Origin of the sequence: Streptomyces sp. NPDC006265 (genome assembly GCF_040613555.1) — a bacterium.
GTDB lineage: Bacteria > Actinomycetota > Actinomycetes > Streptomycetales > Streptomycetaceae > Streptomyces.
Genome location: NZ_JBEXSH010000075.1, coordinates 1 through 18154 on the forward strand (window position 1 = coordinate 1; position 18154 = coordinate 18154).

An 18154-nucleotide genomic window follows, 5' to 3' on the forward strand; every position below is an offset into this window, starting at 1 on the left:
GATGGGGTTGGTGCCGACGAGGAGGCAGTGTCCTTCGGGGGCCATCAGCGCGGCGACGTCGGTGACGGCGGTGCGCAGGGTTTCGGTGATCGGGCCGATGCGCCAGCAGCCCTGGCCCTGGTCGGTGAGGGCGGGGTGGACGCGCTGCTGCGCCACGCACGTCAGGGCCAGGCGCAGAGGGTGGCGCCATCCGGTGACCGAGGCGTGCTCTCCCTCGCGGGGTTCGAGGATCAGGTGGAGGGCGAGGCGGAGCGGGACGGCCATGCCGGTCACGGTGGCGCGGCGGGGCATGATGCCGCCGGGCCCGGCCAGGACGAGGTCGCGGGTGACCGGCTGAAGGGGCGCCGGCAGTTGTTCGAGGTCGGGGAGCGGTGCGCCGTCGGGCCGGAAGATCATCCATGTGCTGTGGGCGGGGTGGCGGGCGGGCAGCAGGGTGAGCGCCACGCCGTCGGCGAGGGCCTGCTCGATGGCGTGGTGCGCGCGGAACAACTCGGCTGCGCTGGCGGGAACGGCGGGGGGTGGCTCCTGTGTACGGGCGAGGCCGATCGGCGGAAGCAGCGCCGGGGCGTCGGAGGGGGCGGGAGGCTCGGGCGCGGGAGCTGGGGGGATGTCGGCGGCCAGTGCTTGCTGGAGCATTTCCAGGAACCGGCCACCATCTCTCCCTCTCCTTCAGCCGCCACCAGGGCCCCCGCGTCGCCCGACCCGATCGCCGTGGCGGCGGCCGCCACCGCGCCTCCCGGCGTCAAAGCCGGAACCGGCGCGGACAGCTCACGGCCCCGCAAGCCGGTCCTGGCGGGTGCCGCGATCCTCGGCGCCGCCCTGGTGGCGATCCCGCTGCTGCTGACCGGAAGCGGCAGGGACGAAGGGCCCCGTGACAACGCCAAGGCCCTGGCCGCGGAAGGCTCCGACACGGTCCTGAACCCCGAATCGGCCCCGGCCGAGCTCGGGGACTACGTGGCCGAGAAGCCGAGTGCGTCCCCGAGCAAGGACAAGCCGAAGAAGCCCGCGCCCCCGAAGACCGTCGCCCCACCCCCTGCCGCGCCCGCGCCGGAGCCGTCCGGCACTCCCGAGAAGAAGCCCGCGGCCAAGCCCAAGCCGAAGCCCAAGCCCAAGCCGTCGCCGCGGCCGAACTGGAGCACGGAGACCGTCTACGCCACCAGCGTTCTGGAGGTGAACCAGGCCTGGACCACCAACCGCATCCGCATGGTCATGCAGACCGACGGCAACCTCGTGGTCTACAACGAGCACGGCAAGCCCACCTGGGCGTCGATGACCTTCGGCAAGAACCACCGGGCTATCTTCCAGACCGACGGCAACCTCGTCATCCACAACGGCGACGACCGCCCCATCTGGGCTTCCAAGACCCACGGCAACGAGGGCGCCCAGCTGGTGCTGCGGGCCGACGGCAAGGTGGTCGTCCGGAATCACGGCAGGGTGATCTGGTCGACCTGACGTCACCGTGAGGGCCGACGTCACCGTTCAGGTCCGGTCACCGCGATCACCGCAGCCCAGCTGTGACCGCCGTGACCGCCGCCTCGGCGAGCAGTCCGGCAGCTTCGGCGGCGTCCCCGCCGACCGCCGGACGTCACCTGTCAAGGACGGCTCGGCGCATCGCCCGCCGCTGACTCGCCGTCGTGGCACCCCAGACGCCGTCCGTCTCGCCGTGCCGGACGGCCCAGTCACGGCAGTCGAGCAGCACCGGGCAGCGCCTGCACACCGCGCGGGCCGGGGCCGTACCCGCGGCGGTCTCCGCAAGCGGAAAGAACAGCTCGGGGTCCTCCCCCACGCACAGCGCCTGCGCGTGCCAGCCGATGTCACCCTTCCAGGACGCGGGTGAACGCGTCATACCGCACCTCCAGCAGCCGACCGGACATCGGTGTCACCGCGGCAGCACGAGCCGCGGCCCCGGCAGAGGTGAACGTCATGCTAATGCCGGATACAGCCGGGTGGCCATAGGCAGTTTTTCCGGACATTCAGGACGGCGATCGAGGGTGATACGCCAGGCGACCATGAGCGCGGTCTTGCCCTGGATGCGCCCTCGGGCGGCGCGTTCGTGCGCCCCTGCTGCCGGGGCCGCCGACGGCGTCGAGGACGAGGTCGACGTCCTGTACGAGCTCTTCGGGACGCGCGCCCTTCCACTTCGCCAACTGCACATGCACAACGGCGCGGGCAAGCCGGCGCCTGGCCGCCACACAGGCACACACCCGGCCGGCCCGCGCGAACCCCGAGGACCTTCGGCTTGGCAACGAGGTCGGCGGCGAGGGTGTTGCCGGTGCGGCGGGGCGACTGGTCGACGGGCATGTCGGCATCCCGCTCACCTCCGGTACGACCGTCACCTCCCACGGGGACGGACCGCGCCTACTGCTCCGGCACATGCGTCGTGCGACCGCCCACCACACACCGCCTTCGGGCTTCGGTTCGGCGCGACCGGATCAGTCCGCCTCCACCCGCGCGTGGCCGTGCGCTGAGCCCGACCCCGAGAGGAGGAACCCTTGACACGTTTTGCATAATGCAAACATGAGAAAGGGGAAGGAATGGGTGCTACCCAGACGGTCAGCCGGAGCGAGCAGGTCAGGGCAGCGGAGGACGGTCTCGCCTCTGGCCGCGGAGCAGTAGGGCTGCGGACCGCACCATGGGGCCTGATGGTGCTCGCCGTGGTCGTCGGGGCCGGAGCCGGCGTGGGGTCCGTCGTCTTCCGCTGGTGCATCACGGCCTTCACACACGTCTTCTCCGGGCAAGCCGACTACGCGGCCTCGCCCGGCACGGACAACCCGTACGTGCCCTGGCTCGGGCCGTACTTCGTTCTGCTCGCCCCCGTCCTCGGCGGCCTGCTGTACGGGCCGCTGGTCAACCGTTTCGCCAGGGAGGCGCGCGGTCACGGTGTGCCCGAGGTGATGCTGGCGGTCGCTCAGCGGGGCGGCCGGATCAGCCCGAAGGTCGCGGTGGTCAAGACGCTGGCCTCCGCCCTCACCATCGGCTCGGGCGGGTCGGTGGGCCGCGAAGGGCCGATCGTGCAGATCGGTTCGGCCCTCGGCTCCACCCTGGGGCGGATCACCAAGGTGACCGAGCACCGGATGAAGCTGCTGGTCGCCTGCGGCGCGGCGGGCGGCATCGCCGCGACCTTCAACGCTCCCCTGGCCGGGGTGTTCTTCGCCATGGAGCTGATCCTGGGCACCTTCTCCACGGAGGTGTTCGGCGCGACCGTCCTGGCCAGTGTCACCGCGAGCGTGATCGGCCGGGCGGCCTTCGGCGACGTCGCCTTCCTGACCTTGCCGGCATTCCACGTCGCCCATCTCGCGCAGTACGGCCTCTTCGCCCTGCTCGGTGTCGTCGCCGCGGTGGTCGGCCTCGGCTTCGCCCGGGTGCTGTATCTGATCGAGGACGCCTGCGACTGGGCCTGGCGGGGCCCGGAGTGGCTGCGCCCCGCGTTGGGCGGACTCGCCCTCGGGCTGGTGCTGCTCGCACTGCCTCAGATGTACGGGGTCGGCTACCCCGTACTGGAGAAGGCCACGGCGGGCGGGTACGCGGTCGGCTTCCTGCTGCTGTTGCTGGTGGGCAAGGTGCTGGCGACCAGTCTGACCATCGGGATCGGCGGCTCGGGCGGGGTGTTCGCGCCCAGCCTGTTCATCGGGGCCATGCTCGGGTCCGCGTACGGGGCGGGCGTCCACCATCTGCTGCCGGGCACGGCCGGCTCGGTGGGAGCGTACGCGCTGGTCGGTATGGGTGCCGTGTTCGCCGGCGCCGCACGGGCGCCGATCACCGCCGTGGTGATCCTTTTCGAGCTGACCGGCGAGTACTCGATCATCCTGCCCCTGATGCTGGCCATCGTCCTGGCCACCGCCACGAGCCGTCTGCTGACCCGTGACACGATCTACACCCTCAAGCTGCGCCGCCGCGGCATCGACCTCGACGGCCCCGCCCCGGGAGCCCGGATCGGCGCCCAGCAGGTGTCCTCGGTCATGGATCCGCTGCCCTCACCGTTGCCCGCGTCCACCGAACTCGCGGACGCCGCTGACCTGCTGAGCCTGTCCGGGTACGGAGCGCTGCCCGTGGTCGACACCGATGGCCACTACGTCGGTGTCGTCACGGCCCGGGCGATCGCCGAGGCACTGACGGAGCAGCCGGACGCGGTCCCGGCCGTGGTGGGCTCGCTCACCGAGATGCCCGCCCCCGTCCCGGCCGACCAGCCCCTGGCGCAGGCTGTGCACACTCTGCTCTCAGCGGCGGGCACCGGCGTTCCGGTCCTGGACCCCACGCACGGCAGGCCGATCGGATGGCTCAGCCACCAGAGCGCGTTGCGGGCGGTGCATACGACCGCGTGAGCAGCGGGCTGGACAAATCGCCCCGCGAACTGGCGGCCCAAGGGCTTCCGTTCCCACCCGTGCGGGTCAGGTGAGCCTGTTGGCACGCCGGTGGGATCGACGAACCGGGGTGCGGCCCGGTGGCCGGCATCAGGGCGACGGACGATGCCCTCGATCAGGAACGGAGAGCCGGTAGGAACGCACGACGGCGACCGCACACGCGGACACGAGTCCGGCCAGCCAGCCGCCGAGTCCGCTCAGGGCGTCCAGGGGGGAGCCCCCTCCCTCCGCACCACGCGGCGGCACCCGTCCCTGCACGTCGTACACGACGGTGATCGCGTCACCGGGCCGGGTGGTCTGCTCACACCCGCGCCAGATGCGGACCTTCATGGGAACGCCGTCAGGGTCGATCACCGAGCAGAGGTAGCGGCCGCTGCCCGAGACGTCTGCAGGGCCGCCCTCGACCGAGGTCACCACCACGGACTCCACCCGGCCCCGCTCCGCCAACACGAACCCCGCTGCGGCTGGGGGCGTTTCCAGTGCGAGGCAGACCGCGAGCACGGCGACGATGCCGATCAGCGCCCGCCCCGCCCGCACACCGCACAGGTACAGAACGAGCAGCGCGGCGCACACCAGACCGCCCTCGCCGGCCGCCGGCCCGGGGATCCCGTACCAGGCACCGGCGACCGTGCTGCCGACGATGGCGACCGCCGCCAGACCCCCGGCCAGGAGCCCCTTCGCGGTCATCCGGAACGGCGGCGGCCCGACGAACTCGGCCGGTCCCCACACCATGCTGCGCAGACGCACCATCAGGTGCTGTTCCGCCGCGGTGGCGGAGTGCCGTCCACGCCGCATGCGCCACCCCTTTCCGCCTCGCTTCGGTCTCCGCCATCCTGGTGCGCGCGGGAACGCTCCACACTGCCCCGCGCCGGACAGGCTCGCACGGTCCGCATTGCCGGGATCCGGCAGCGTGGCCGGTTCCCTGCACGCTTCCCTTGCATTATGCAAAACGGGCGGCAGGCGGAGAAGAGCGGCCGGGGGCTTCAGGCGTCGCCGGCGACCGGAACGTCCAGCGCCCACCCCAGTGGGTGCGGCTCCGCCTCGTCCTGGACAGGAGCGAGTGGCTCTCCCCCTGCCTCGTTGAAGACCGCCAGCGCCTCGATGAGCGCCAGTCGCTGCGTCGGGGTGAGCCGCTCCACGATCTCGGCGATCGCGGCGCGGCGGCGCGCGGTGACGTCCGCGACCGTACGGCGGCCTTCCTCTGTGAGCTGGAGCAGGGTCTCGCGGCGGTTACCGGGGTTGGACTGCCGGTCGGCGAGCCCGGCCGCGATCAACCGGTCGACCATCCGCATGGCGGTGGACGGGGCGACCTGAAGCAGGTCGGCGAGCGTGACGAGCTTGGTGGCACCGCGCGTGGACAGCACCACGAGCATTCTGAACTGCGGCAGCGTCACCCGTTCCTCGACGGCGGCGAGGGAGCGCGCAGAGACCCCCACCAGCAGGCGGGACGCGGTCAGCACCGACCGCGTCACCACGTCCACGTCGTCCATCGTCCCCGCGGGGATCTCACGCTCCGGCATACATCCTTTCTACCGTGCGGACGTGCCTGCTCACTCACGTGGAGGGAGCAGATTTTCCTTCCCCGTGACCGTGGTAGCGCAGCAGAAGCATCGCGGCATCGTCGTGAGGCGGTCCGACGGAGTGCTGCGCGAGATCCTCGCGCAAGGTCTCCAGGGCGCGGTGTGCGTCCGGGGCCTTCAGCAGGTAAGCCCGCTCACCGACGGGATAGAAGCGGCCGTCCTCGTCGCGGGCCTCGGTGACACCGTCGGTGTACAGCAGAAGCTGCTCACCCGGGGCGAAGCCCACCCGATAGGGTTCCGGACCCTCGCTTCCGTGCGCCCCGAGGCCCAACGGCAGGGCGAAGGACCGCGGTTGCGGGAAGTCGACGGCGCCGTCCCCGCGCACGATCATCGGGGCCGGATGTCCGTAGTTGAGGAAAACCGCCTCATGGGCGATGCCGATCTCGGCGAGGATCGCGGTGACGAACTTCTCCCCTTCCAGCTCCCGGGCCACGCTCCGCTCCAAGCGCTCGCCGACCCCCGACAGGTCGGCCTCGTCGTACGCCGCCTCCCGGAAGGCACCCAGCACCACCGCTGCCGTCTCCACCGCGGCCAGGCCCTTGCCCTGGACATCGCCGACTATGACCCGTACGCCGTGCGGGGAGGCCACCACCTCGTACAGGTCCCCGCCGATCCGGGCCTCGGCGACCGCCGAGGTGTAGGACACCGCGGCCTGCAGCGGGCCCGCGGTCAGCGGCACGGGGCGCAGGAGCACCCGCTGGGCGACCTCTGCGATCGACCGCACGCTGGCCAGCTCCGCCTCCCGGCGCGAGCGCATCACCGCGGCCGCGACACCCGCGCCGGTGACACCGGCCACCGAAGCCAGCGCGGTGTAGCCGCGGCGCCCGTCGAACAGCCCGTCGTACGACCCGAGCGCGACGCACAGCACGAGGGCCGCGAGCCCGAACCAGGCCGTACGGCGCCACCCCCCGACCAGCCCGGCGAAGGCCGGCCCGAGGGAGACCAGCGGCAGGAACCCGACACCCGGCCCCGCCACGACGTCCGTCACCGTGACAGCCGCCATCACCACGACCGGCATGCAGGACAGCAGCGTCCAGCTCGATGGCGGCTTCAGATCGGTCATGCGGCAACTCCTGCGATGTCGCGGCTGTCGAGAGCCGCCGGCCTTCCCCGCAGGCGCCCTCCCCCACCTTTAGACTATGCAAAGGTGGCTTCCACGAGACGACTCCCGCCCCGGGTCCTTTACCCAACCGAGTCCGAGAGACGACATTCCCGACACGTGGAAGGCTCGACCATGGCCGACAGAGACACCGCGCCCCGTCACCCGCGGCTTCCCAGCGGGTGGCGACGCCTGGCCCTGCGCCTGCCGATCCTGCTCTACCGCGCAGGGCTCGGGCCCCTCTTCGGAAAGCGGCTTCTTCTGCTGCACCACACCGGCCGGATCTCCGACTGTGACCGCATGACGGTCCTCGAGGTCGTGTCCTACGACCCGGCCGAGGCGAGCTGGACGGTCGCCTCCGGCTTCGGCCCGAGGGCCGACTGGTACCTGAACCTGCGCGCCCAGCCGAAGACCCTGATCCGGTTCGGAAACCGCCCCCGTGCGGTCACCGCGCACTTCCTGCCCCTCGAGGACGGCGCCGAGATCATGGCCGACTATGCGCGCCGGCATCCTCGCACCGCCCGCCGGCTGTGCGCGTTCATGGGTCTCCCCGTGGACGGCAGCGAGGCGTCGTTCCGCGAGGCAGGACGAGCCATTCCCTTCGTACGACTCGAAGCCGCCGACGGATACGGCCGGGCCGCGCACAGGCACTCGTGATACCGAAACGTCACCCGAGAGCACTGGCGATCATATTTTGCACTGTGCAAGTATCGGATGCCACGGGCCGGCCGACGGCCGATCGGCACAGGACAACCTTCCGGCCGTCGGCCGGCCCCCTGACAGGACGCGGCGGTCGCCGGCCATGCGGCCCTTCCCAGGAGGAAAAAGGGGACGTGACCACCCCAGAACCGGACAGGCAGGGAACGCCGGACGGCTCGGATGCCACGCCGTCCGACACCGGTGACGTCTGGCTGAAGTTCCTGGCGGACAACGAGCGCGCCATCCGCGAATCCGCCCCCAAGGAGCCCTCCGCGCAGGAACGGGCATCTGCCCGTACCCCTCGCCGCCGGCTCGACGCCGGCCGGCAGCACCCCCCTGGTCGGCGTCCGGATCACGCACCGACGGACGACAGGGCGGACGCCGTGGGTGACTTGTGGCAGCCCGAAAGCCCGGAGCCGGCCTGGCGAGAGCTCAACGGGCCCGCCAGACTCCGCCGGGCCGGCCGCGTGATCGCGACGGCCGCCGCCATCGGCCTGGCCCTCGGGGCCTGGTCCTGGCTCTCCACCACGGCGGGCGACCCGGCCCACCAGCCGGGCGTCGGTACGGTCCAGGAATTGGAGGAGGCACCGGACGCCATCCCCACCACCAGCCCCGTGCCGACCGCGGTCGCATCGGCGTCGACCGTTCCTATCGGCTGAAGGGTCCTCCCCCCTTCCGGAACCCGGCAACCTACGGCGCGTCGGGATGCACGCCAAGAGCATGACAATGCCGCGTCAAGGACGTGTAAGGTTCCCAGTGGTGTGCCGGGAAGTCTGGTCGGCGGTTTGAGGACAAGTCTCTTCGCCGATCGGGGGTTCTGGTCATGGTGCTCATCGTGGTCTTCGGGGTGGCGCTGCTCATAGCGGTGCTGTTGTCGGGGCTCGCCGCCCGGACCGTGCTGTCCACGTCCTTCCTCTTCCTTGTCGGCGGAGCCCTGGTCAGTGACGGCTTCCTCGGGCTGATCCACATCACGCCGGACAGCGAGATCGTGTCCGTCACAGCCGACTTGGCGCTGTTCGCGGTGCTGTTCACCGACGGCATGCACGTCTCCTTCCCCAAGCTGCGGCACAACTGGCGCAACCCGGCCCGCGCGCTCGGGCTCGGCATGCCGATGGCGTTCGTCGGAATGGCGCTGATCACGCACTTCCTGGTGGGGCTGGACTGGACGACGTCCTTCCTGGTCGGCGCGGTGCTCGCGCCCACCGACCCGGTGTTCGCGTCGGCCATCGTCGGCCGCAAGGAAGTCCCTTCGAAACTGCGGCAGTTGCTCAACGTGGAGAGCGGAATCAACGACGGGCTCGCTCTGCCGGTGGTGCTCATCCTGATCGCCGCGGCCGGGCCGACCTCCGGGCACGCGGAGGCGTCGCTCGGGAAGATCGCGCTGGAGCTGGTCCTCGGCCTCGTCTTCGGCGTGGTCCTGCCCTACGTGGTGATCGAGCTCGTACGGTTCCGGCTGCTGGGCGCCGAGCCCAAACTTCAGCCGCTGCTGCCCCTGGCCATCGGCGTCATCCTGTATGCCCTGTGCCACCTCACGCACGCCAACCCCTACCTCGCGGCCTTCTCGGCGGGAGCGGTGCTCACGGCGCGCTCGCTGGAGGCGAAGGAGGCCTTCGAGCCGCTCGGCGAGGCGCTGGCCGAGCTGGCCAAGTTCGCGGCGCTGCTGGTGTTCGGGGCGCTGCTGACGCCGCGGTTGTTCGGCGACCTGTCCTTCGGCGGCTATGTCGCCGTCGTCCTGGCGATCGTGCTGATCAGGCCGGCCTCGCTGTTGCTGTCGCTGCTCGGCACCCGTTTCACCCGGCAGGAGAAGCTGGTCGCCGCCTGGTTCGGGCCGAAGGGCTTCGCCTCCGTGGTGTACGGGCTGCTGGTGCTCCAGGCCGGGATCCCGCAGGGCGAGGAGGCGTTCACCCTGATCGCCGTGTGCATCGCCTTCTCGATCGTCGCCCACAGCTCCACCGATGTGCCGATCGCCCGCCTCTTCAAGGTCGAGGACATCGCCGGCATCCCTGGCGCCGAACCGGCTCCCGCTACCGCCCGTGACACCCGCTGAATCGTCAGCCCGGTCCGCTGACTTCGAGGAATCCGATCAGGTAGGCGCACACGGCGACCACCTGTGAGAGGAACATCGTCACCGTGTGTGGTACGAGCCACCCTCTCGGACCGTCCCCGAGACAAGGTCGAGCCGCCGGGCGAGAACATCGTCCACAACCGGACTGAGGCGACCCGGGACTTATCGACGCTGCGTCGGCCGGTCAGGGTGCGTGCGGTCGACCGGGTCCGCGAATGACGTGCCGGGGGACGCTCCCGGCGCAGGTCCCGGGGGCATACCAGCGCGGTCAGAGCGGCCCCCATGGCATGCGCCGTGACCAGGAAGCCTCCCCCGGAGAGGGCGCCGAGTGCGAGCGGAAGGGCTGCCGTCATGGCGCAAGCCGCCGCCGCTGTGCGGGCCCGCTCTCGGGCGAGCTCTGCGTCCGGCGCGCCGGGGAGCGGAGGTGCACCTCGCATCTCAGTCCCCGCCACCCGGCACCGGCCGTGCAGCGTGCCGAGCCATGGGGTTCATGACCGGGTGTCGCGGGTCGCTCGCCCGGTTGATCGCCGTCTCGACGGCCGCGATCCGGTCGGCCAGGAGACCGAGGGCGGAGACGGCCCGGGCGAGTTGGTCGTCCTCGGGGCCGCCGAGGGACTGGGCTCGGACGTAGGCCGCCTTCAACTCGGTCCAGCGGGCCGACTGCTCGGCGGTCAGAGTGCCCCGCAGCTCGGCAAGCTTGAGGAGATTGGTCTCGGCTCCGGTGGTGAGGGTCTGGGCCTCGGCCCGGTACTGGTCCTCGATCAGCGCGGCGAGTTCGACGTCGTTCATGACGGGCTGGACGCGCTGAGCGATCTTGTTCATGGTGCGGTAGGAGCCCTGGAGCCGGAAGGGCGGTTCCGTGCGGGTCATGTCCGACTGTGCCGCCGAGGCGATGTACGCGGCGTTCACGGCCAGGACCGTCTCCCGGGCGGTGAGCAGGTGACGCAGCACGGCCAGGATCTGCTCCAGCTCCGCGGGGGCGTAGGGGTGGGTCAGGCGGTCCGCGCGAGCAGCCGGGTCCCCTTGCGCGAGGCGGATCAGCAGGTCGAGGTCGGCGCGGTCGCGGCCGGCGAGCGGGGCGAGGACCGGGTTGGCGGTGAGGGCGTTCTCGATGAAGCTGAGTGCGAAGACGTCGTCCTTGCCGGTCAGGACGTCGCCGAGGTTCCACACGTCGGCGCGGTTGGCGAGCATGTCGGGCACCTGGAAGCGGCTGCCGGACTCGGTGTAGGGGTTGCCGGCCATGCAGACGGCGAAGCGTTTGCCGCGCAGGTCGTAGGTGCGTGGAGCGCCGTCCCGCACGCCCTCGATGCGGCGGGTGGCGTCGCAGAGGGGGATGAACTTCTGGAGCAGTTCGGGTGAGGTGTGCTGGATGTCGTCGAGGTAGAGGAGGGTGTTGTTGCCCGCCGCCAGCGCGAAGTTGATCTTCTCGATCTCCTGGCGGGCGGTGGCGTTCGGGGCCTCTGCCGGGTCGAGCGAGGTGACGGTGTGGCCGAGTGCCGGGCCGTCGACCTTCACGAGGATCATCCCGAGTCGGTCGGCGACGTACTCCATGAGTGTGGTCTTGCCATAGCCCGGCGGGGAGATGAGCAGGAGCAGGCCGCCGGAGTCGGTGCGCTTGGAGTCGCCCGTGGTGCCGAGCTGCCTGGCGAGGCTGTCGCCGATCAGCGGGAGGTAGACCTCGTCGATGAGCCTGCCGCGTACGAACGCGGACATCACGCGGGGCCGGTAGTCGTCCAGGCGGAGGCGGGTGCGTTCGGCATCCACCAGAGCGGTACGGCGATGCTGGTAGGCGCGGTGGCCGGGCGCGTCGTGGGTTCGGAAACGCCGGGCGCGGGCGAGGAGTTCGTCGATCCGGAGCGGGAGGGCACGGCCGGTGATGCGGGGGTGGGTGCCCAGCAGGCCCGTGACGGTTTCCGTGAGCGGTGCGTCGGACTCGTAGCGGGTCAGGCCGGGGCAGAGTTCGGCGGCCACCGCCTCGGCCAGGTCGCCGGGGGTGAGGCCGGTGCCGGTTGCGGAGGCGTACGCCGTCAGCCATGCCTCGACCAGTTGCCCGCGGGCGGCCTGGTCGGTGAGGGCGGTGAGGTCGTCGTCGTAGGCCGAGGTGCCCACGGTGCGGCTGAACTTGTCGAGCAGAGTGCGGGTGCCGGAGCTGATGACGAAGCCGGGCGGGCCACTGGTCAGTTCCTCGAAGAGGTAGGCGGCCGGGGCTGCTCCACCCGCGACGTCCGCCAGCTCCCGCTGCAGTTCGGCGATCGCGGGCGTCAGACCGAACGTGTCCCGGGCCCGGGCGAGGGACACCGCGCGCAGGGTCCAGCTCCGCTGTTCCTCGGCCGTCGTGCCGTGCGCCCAGAACAACTGGGCGGCGGCGCGGGCAGCCGGTTCGTGGCGTAGTGGACCGGCGCCCTCGTGCAGGCGCAGGAGCGCGGTGAGGATCACTGTCGCGTCGTGGTCGTGGACGCCGCGCTCGTAACCCTCGTCGTACGCCGTCTCGGCGGCCTGCCGCACGAGGGGGGGCAGGTCGGCCTCCGCCAGGGCCTCGGGGCCGTGTTCGTCCAGCAGACGGGTGGCGAGGTACTCGGCCCGGTAGACCTCGGGCGACTCCGAGGGCAGGGGACGGTCCCAGTACGAGCGGGTGTCGGTGAAGTCGGGGTCGGTGACCGGGGAGCGGTAGTCGGTGCCGGTCAGGGCGAAGGCGAGGCGATCGCCGTGCGGGACGAGGGTGAGGTCGAGAGGCTGGGTGTTGACGGCGAACCGGTGGGCGCCGAGGCGGATCGTGCGGCCGTCGTCGGCGTAGAGGTCGGTGCGGTCGCGCAGGGCGCGGAACGCGTCCTGGCGGGCGGCCTTGAGGCGGCCGTCCAGCTCCTCCGCCCTGACCTGGTCACCCAGGTCGCGCAGTTCGTCGGCGACGCGGCGGACCTTGGCGGGCATCGGGTCGGAGGTGAAATACGTGGTGACGGCGTCGGCGTCCGGCTGGGCGGCGGCCCGGCGGGCCACGGTCCGCAGCACACGGTTCGCGGAGTCGGCCATGCGTTCGGCGCGCCGGGCGCGGGCATCGGCGAGGGTCTGCTTGCGGGCGGAGAACGCCTCGTGGACCTCGTCGCGCTTGTCGGCGAGGGTGGCGAGGAAGTCGTCGAACTCGGCGAACCGGGACTCCAGGTTCTCCACCTGTACGAGCAGGAGGGCGAGTTGTTCATCGCATGCCTCGGGACTGTCCGCGGCGGTGAGCGCGCCGGTGACGGACTGGCCGAGCAGGGCGAACTCGGCGGCGAACTCGGCTCGCCCTTCTCGGCCGAGGAGTTCGCGGCGCCGGCCGTCGAGGGCGGCGCGGGCCCGGTTGACACCGCCGAGGACCTCGGCGATGCGCTCCAGAATCGCCGTTCGGACGGTGGCGTCGGCGATGTCCAGGCCGGCGACGACCTCGGTCACCGTGTTCAAGTCATCGGTGAGTTCGGCCATGCGGGCGGCGACGGGTGAGGCTTCGGCGACGGTGGCGATCGCCTCGGCGTCGGCTACGAGCCGCTCGACGTCGGCGTAGTGGTCGGCGAAGGCCTCCTCGCGGGCGAGGTGTGCCACGGCGCGCCGGCCGAAGGCGGCAAGGTCGGAATCGGTGTCGGCGGCAAGTTCGTCGATGCGCGCGGTGTCCGCGTACCGCAGGTCCTTGAGGGTGAGCAGATGGCCCTGTGCGCGGCGCAGCTCCGTCAGGCCGGTCACCCAGTCTGCCGCGCCGCGCGGGGCCTCACCCCGCAGCCGCCGTACGACCTCGGCCACCCGCGCGGTGGCTTCGGCGAGCGCGTCCGCAGCCTGCCGGGTGAGGGCCTGGACGGTCGCGAACTCGGCCAGGACCTGCTGTGCCGTGTCACGCAGCTGCGCCAGCGGGGCGTGGAGGTCGCCCAGTTCGGGGTCGGCCAGCCAGTGATGGGTGTCCGCCGCCCGGACACAGGCGGCCAGCAGCGCCTCGTACACCTCGTTCGTGGGGGTCGTGTCGGCGACGGCTCCGGTGATGGAGAGGCAGTCGGAGATGCCGCGCACGAGGTCGGCGTTGCCGATGCGTGCCAGGGGGCCGGTGCCGACGGGCTGAGCTGCGGCATGGGTGTCCGAGACGTACGGAGAGGTCCACCACTGCACGGGGTGGACACGCTGCGATGCGTCGGTGTCGGCCCGCAGGACCACGAGCGCGCCGTCGTCGAAGAGCGCCCAGCCCTGGCAGGGCAGGGGGTTGGCCATCTCCTTGCGGATCGTGTTGTACGACAGAAGCAGGCTGCGGCCCTCCGCACGCGCGTGGAAGGCGTAGAGCACGTCCTCGCCGTTCGGGGAGCGGTTTTCCCGCTCGAACTCCAGCTCCGCCGTCTCGAGTTCGTACGTCTTGTGTGTGCCCGCGGCCAGGCAGTAGCCGCCGGGGAAGACGATGCCCTGGTCCTCGGGCAGGCGGCGGCAGGCCCGGCCGATGCCGTCGAGGCGGACGACGGTTCTGGTGAGGGTGTTGAACACCAGGTGGCGGTCGGTGGCCTCCTTGTAGGGGCGGAGGCGCAGCAGGATGAGTGCGCCCACTCGCGCGTACGCGATGTCCGCGTCCGCGAGGGACTGCAGTGGCTCGTCTACCGGCTCGGTGTGGACACCCCCCTCGGACTCGGTGTCGTCGTCGGCCTTGACGGTGAGGACGCCGCCGACCGTGGAGACGAACACCTCGCCGCGGATCGAGACGTGCGGGTGCCGTCCGAGGACATGGTCCTCGCGCGTGCTGTCGATCCATTCGACGTCGTGGGACGGCGGGAGGACGTGATCGCGCTCGCCCCGTGCGTCGAGGAACGTTGCTCGTCCGTCGTCGGACAGGGCCCAGCGCAGCACCCGCGTGTCGTCCGCCTTCTCGCCGGTCTGGAAGACGGCGAGCAGTTTGCCCTCGGTGCACCGGAGCCGGAGCAGGCGGGCCTGGCGGTAGTAGCGGTGCAGGGCGGTGAACTCGCGGACGAAGGCGGGGTCGTCGAGCAGGCCGGGGACGGCGTCGTCCGGCAGTCGCTTCAGATCGCGGTCGTACAGGGCCAGGACATCGCCGACGCGCGTGTCGGTCTCCCGGCTCGGGGCGGCGTTGGAGCCGAAGAGCAGCACGGCGCCCACGGCGACGACGTCCCGGGGCACCGCGGAGTGCTCGGTGCGCAGTCGGCCGGTGCCGACGAGTTCGAGCCGCGTCGAGCCGAACTCCTCACCACGACGGACGTTGAGTGCCTCGGCCCGGCGGGCGAGTTCGGCGGCCTGTGCGGTGAGGCGGTCGCGCAGCACCTCGTACGCGCCCGTGTCCACGGGGTCGTACGTGCCGGTGTCCGGGCCGATCGTCATGGCATGCCTCTCAGGAAGTCGGGGAACCCGGTCCGGAGCCGCCGTCCCCTGTGCGGCGGCTCCGGACCGGGAGGGCGGGTCAGGCGTGGGCGGCACTGCCGTTCAGGACGGTGAGCGGCTTGTCCGCCAGGCCCAACTCGCCGGCTTTGTCGAGCAGCTGCTGGAGCTGCCCCGAGTCGGTCCCGCCGGTCTTCATCAGCTTCATCAGCAGGGCCGAGACGGTCAGGTTCTGCACGTCCGACGTGGAGAGCGAGCCGAGCATGCGGCTCAGGTCGTCGGTGAAGCTGGAGGTGCCTTCCAGCCAGGGCGCGGCAAGGGCCTGCGCGGTCTCGGAGTGCTGGACGAACCCGTCGACGCTCTTGCCGAGCGCGATCGAGGACATCAGCCGGTCGAAGAAGACCGACTCGCCGCCGACGATGTTGATGTCGGCGTTCTCCAGCCCGGTGGCGAGCACCGTGGCCTGCGCCTCGGCGACCTGCCGCTGCACGTCGAGCCCGGCGAGGCGGATCTCCTTGTCCGCCTGGACGCGCAGCCGGTACTCCTCGTGCCCCCGTGAGGCGTCGTCGAGGGCTGCCATGGCGGCGGCCTTCTTGGTCAGGCCCTCCGCCTCGGCCTTGAGCTTCTCGCCGATGGCTGCCGCGTCGGCGAGTGCCTGGGCCTGCGCGCCTTCCGCTTCGGCCCTCAGCCGGGCCTCGGTGGCGGCTGCCTCCGCGCGGCCGGTCTTCTCGGTGACGTCGGCTTCCTTGTCGCGGACCTGGACGGCGGCGAGCCCTTCGGCGGCGGCCTCGGCCTGGATGCCTTCGGCGAGGCGGAGCTTGGCCTGCGCGTCGAGGTCGGCCGTCTTCAACCGGGCCTCGGCTAGGGTCAGTTCCTCGGCAGCGCGGTGCGTGGCGGCCTGCTCGGCGGCTTCGGCGGCCTTGATGTCCTTGACCAGCTTCTCCTGCGCCTCGGCTTCGGCGGCGATGATCACGGCCTGCCGCTGCCGTTCCGCCTCCTCCACGGCCCGCAGCTTCTTGATGGACTCCTCCTGCTCGGCGACCGTCCGGTCCACGGCGACGCGTTCGCGAATGACCTCGGCGATGTCCCGCTTCTCCGCCTCGACCTCCTTCTCGGCGGCGATCCTGGTCAGCTGCGTCTCCCGTTCCCGGCCGATCACTTCGAGGAGCCGGTCCTTCTCGATGCGCTCGTTCTCGATGGCGATGACCCGCTCGCGGTTCTTCGCGGCGACGGCGACCTCGCGGGCCTGGTTCTCGCGCTGCACGCCGAGCTTCTCCTCGGTGGCCAGGAAGGCGCCTTGTGCCCGCAGCCTCTCCTCCTCCACCACCCGCGCCGTCTCGGCCTCTTCCCGGGCCCGTACGGTCGCGATCTCCCGCTTCTGCTTGGTCTCGGCGTCGACCTGCCGGCGCTCCAGCTCCAGGATGGCCTCGCGGGCGTCGACGTTCTGCCGCGTGATCTCCTTCTCCTCCGTGCGCTGCGCCTCGTTGGTGCGCACGTGCTCCACGGCCGTCAGCTCGGTGATCTTGCGGATGCCCTGGGCGTCGAGGACGTTGGCCGGGTCGAGCTGGGCGACCGGTGTCTGCTCCAGGTAGTCGATCGCGGCGTCCTCCAGGTGGTAGCCGTTGAGGTCGACGCCGATGACCTCGATGATCCGGTACCGCAGCTCCTCGCGCTTGGTGTACAGGTCGGTGAAGTCCAGTTGCTTGCCGACGGTCTTCAGCGCCTCGGAGAATTTCGCGTGGAACAGTTCCTGCAGCGTGTCCCGGTCGCTCGCCCGGGCTGTGCCGACGGCCTGCGCGACCTTGATGACGTCCTCGACGGTCTTGTTGACCTTGACGAAGAACGTGATCCGGATGTCGGCCCGGATGTTGTCCTGGCAGATCAGGCCGTCCTTGCCGGTCCGGGTGATCTCGATGGCCTTCACCGAGATGTCCATCACCTCGGCCTTGTGCAGTACGGGCAGCACGACCTGCCCGGTGAAGGTCACGTCGACCTTTCGCAGTTTGGAGACGATCAGCGCCTTGCCCTGCTCCACCTTGCGGAACAGCCGCGAGACGAGTAGTACGGCGAGCAGGGTGACGGCGATGAGCACGCCGACGCCCAGGAGGATGACAGTCATGGCAAACGTCCTTGAGGCGTGAAGGAATCGAAGCGTGAGGGGGGAAGCGGCGAGGGCCGGCGGGGCACTGCTCAGGCGGCGTGGTTCACGCGGCCCCGTGCGCGGCCACGATCGGGCGGGCCGCCTTCGTCGGGGAAGAGCCGATGCAGGGGGCGCACGAACAGGCAGGTCAGTCGCCACGCGACGGGCAGGGCCGCGACGGGCAGGACCATGCGCAGCAGCCCGGTGGCGGCACACGGCGGCGCGCACACGACCAGCACGAGGACGCTCCCGACACTCAGGAACCAGGCCACGGCCGTCAGCGTGGAGACGGCTACCGCCACGGGTACGCCGCCCATGCCCCAGGCACGGAGGTTCGCGTCCGCGTCGAAACTGCCCACCGAGGTGAGGCCCGCGGCGACGAGGCACCAGAAGCAGAGCACCACGACGAGGGCGGTGGTCAGGAGGATCGTGGGCGGCCCGGTGACGACCGACAGCAACGTCCGCATGCCGCCCCCCCTTCCGTCCGCACTACCCGTCAACCGTGTCCGGCGGCGCACCGTTCGCTCAGGGTCCCGGTGCCGGACACCTGCCGATGTCCGGCACCGGAATCCCCCGTAGTGCTCCCCGCAACCCATGCTGCACCCCTGGCACACACCCGCGCATTGCCGGATCCCGGCAATGTTGTCTAGGGTCTCCATGCCGGTCAGCCGTTGAGGAACCGTCAGCGGCGCATCAAGAACTCGGGGGCGACATGGCGGAGTTGCAGATTCCGGAGGAGTATCTGGCGGGTTATGCCCGGATACTGTCCGAGGTCGCGGCCACCGGACGGCGTCTCACCCGGGAGGAACTCACCTCCCGTCGGGCGCTCGGTGAACAGGCGGCTGACGCCGGCCACGGACTGCGGGCCCTGGTCAGCGCCCA

General features: G+C 71.2%; 12 protein-coding genes and 2 pseudogenes. 6 read left to right on the forward strand and 8 right to left on the reverse strand.

Translation table 11 applies throughout. The annotated features are described in order from the left end of the window. Positions 1–636, reverse strand: a pseudogene (locus ABZ281_RS09470) (ATP-dependent helicase); the annotation flags it as partial. Between ABZ281_RS09470 and ABZ281_RS09475 the strand changes: the two are divergent. After that, the gene (locus tag ABZ281_RS09475) at positions 625–1452 is read left to right on the forward strand and encodes a mannose-binding protein (RefSeq protein WP_356653740.1); all 828 of its coding nucleotides are present in this window, start codon (positions 625–627) and stop codon (positions 1450–1452) included. The pseudogene ABZ281_RS09470 and the gene ABZ281_RS09475 sit on opposite strands and share 12 nt — an antisense overlap. Positions 1453–1585: 133 nt before the next feature. Here ABZ281_RS09475 and ABZ281_RS09480 read toward each other — a convergent pair whose 3' ends face one another. Then, the gene (locus ABZ281_RS09480) at positions 1586–1846 is read right to left on the reverse strand and encodes a WhiB family transcriptional regulator (protein ID WP_356653742.1); all 261 of its coding nucleotides are present in this window, start codon (positions 1844–1846) and stop codon (positions 1586–1588) included. A 796-nt stretch (positions 1847–2642) separates the two neighbouring features. On the opposite strand from ABZ281_RS09480, the gene ABZ281_RS09485 reads away from it, so the two are divergent. Beyond that, positions 2643–4322 (forward strand): chloride channel protein, encoded by a 1680-nt coding sequence (locus tag ABZ281_RS09485; RefSeq protein WP_356653762.1) that lies wholly within the window; start codon positions 2643–2645, stop codon positions 4320–4322. Positions 4323–4451: 129 nt separating this feature from the next. On the opposite strand, the gene ABZ281_RS09490 is transcribed toward ABZ281_RS09485, so the two are convergent. The 3 genes from ABZ281_RS09490 to ABZ281_RS09500 form a co-directional block, all read right to left on the reverse strand. Continuing rightward, positions 4452–5156 (reverse strand): hypothetical protein, encoded by a 705-nt coding sequence (locus tag ABZ281_RS09490; protein ID WP_356653744.1) that lies wholly within the window; start codon positions 5154–5156, stop codon positions 4452–4454. Positions 5157–5344: 188 nt separating this feature from the next. Then, positions 5345–5881 carry a MarR family transcriptional regulator gene (locus ABZ281_RS09495; protein WP_356653746.1) on the reverse strand — a complete coding sequence of 179 codons (537 nt, stop codon included), beginning with the start codon at positions 5879–5881 and terminating at the stop codon, positions 5345–5347. Positions 5882–5915: 34 nt separating this feature from the next. Then, positions 5916–7004: a PP2C family protein-serine/threonine phosphatase gene (locus ABZ281_RS09500; protein WP_356653748.1), complete on the reverse strand. Its 1089-nt coding sequence runs from the start codon at positions 7002–7004 to the stop codon at positions 5916–5918. Positions 7005–7175: 171 nt separating this feature from the next. Between ABZ281_RS09500 and ABZ281_RS09505 the strand changes: the two genes are divergently transcribed. The 3 genes from ABZ281_RS09505 (at position 7176) to ABZ281_RS09515 (ending at position 9786) form a co-directional block, all read left to right on the forward strand. Further along, entirely contained in the window at positions 7176–7697 is a 522-nt protein-coding gene (locus tag ABZ281_RS09505) for a nitroreductase family deazaflavin-dependent oxidoreductase (protein ID WP_356653750.1), read from the forward strand. Between the two features lie 176 nt (positions 7698–7873). Continuing rightward, a complete protein-coding gene (locus ABZ281_RS09510) occupies positions 7874–8398 on the forward strand; it encodes a hypothetical protein (protein WP_356653752.1) in 525 nt (174 codons plus the stop codon). A 164-nt stretch (positions 8399–8562) separates the two neighbouring features. After that, a complete protein-coding gene (locus ABZ281_RS09515) occupies positions 8563–9786 on the forward strand; it encodes a cation:proton antiporter (protein WP_356653754.1) in 1224 nt (407 codons plus the stop codon). A gap of 456 nt (positions 9787–10242) precedes the next feature. Here the strand turns inward: ABZ281_RS09515 and ABZ281_RS09520 are convergent, their stop codons facing one another. The 3 genes from ABZ281_RS09520 to ABZ281_RS09530 all read right to left on the reverse strand — a co-directional run bounded on the left by ABZ281_RS09520 (position 10243) and on the right by ABZ281_RS09530 (position 17739). Further along, positions 10243–15135, reverse strand: coding sequence for a DNA repair ATPase (locus ABZ281_RS09520; RefSeq protein ID WP_356653756.1), 4893 nt, complete (start codon positions 15133–15135; stop codon positions 10243–10245). Positions 15136–15214: 79 nt separating this feature from the next. After that, positions 15215–17251 (reverse strand): SPFH domain-containing protein, encoded by a 2037-nt coding sequence (locus tag ABZ281_RS09525; RefSeq protein ID WP_356653758.1) that lies wholly within the window; start codon positions 17249–17251, stop codon positions 15215–15217. Positions 17252–17322: 71 nt separating this feature from the next. Beyond that, complete coding sequence (locus ABZ281_RS09530) at positions 17323–17739, reverse strand: hypothetical protein (protein WP_356653760.1); 417 nt, start codon at positions 17737–17739, stop codon at positions 17323–17325. A 245-nt stretch (positions 17740–17984) separates the two neighbouring features. On the opposite strand from ABZ281_RS09530, the pseudogene ABZ281_RS09535 reads away from it, so the two are divergent. Next, positions 17985–18154 (forward strand): annotated as a pseudogene (locus ABZ281_RS09535) (PucR family transcriptional regulator); the annotation flags it as partial.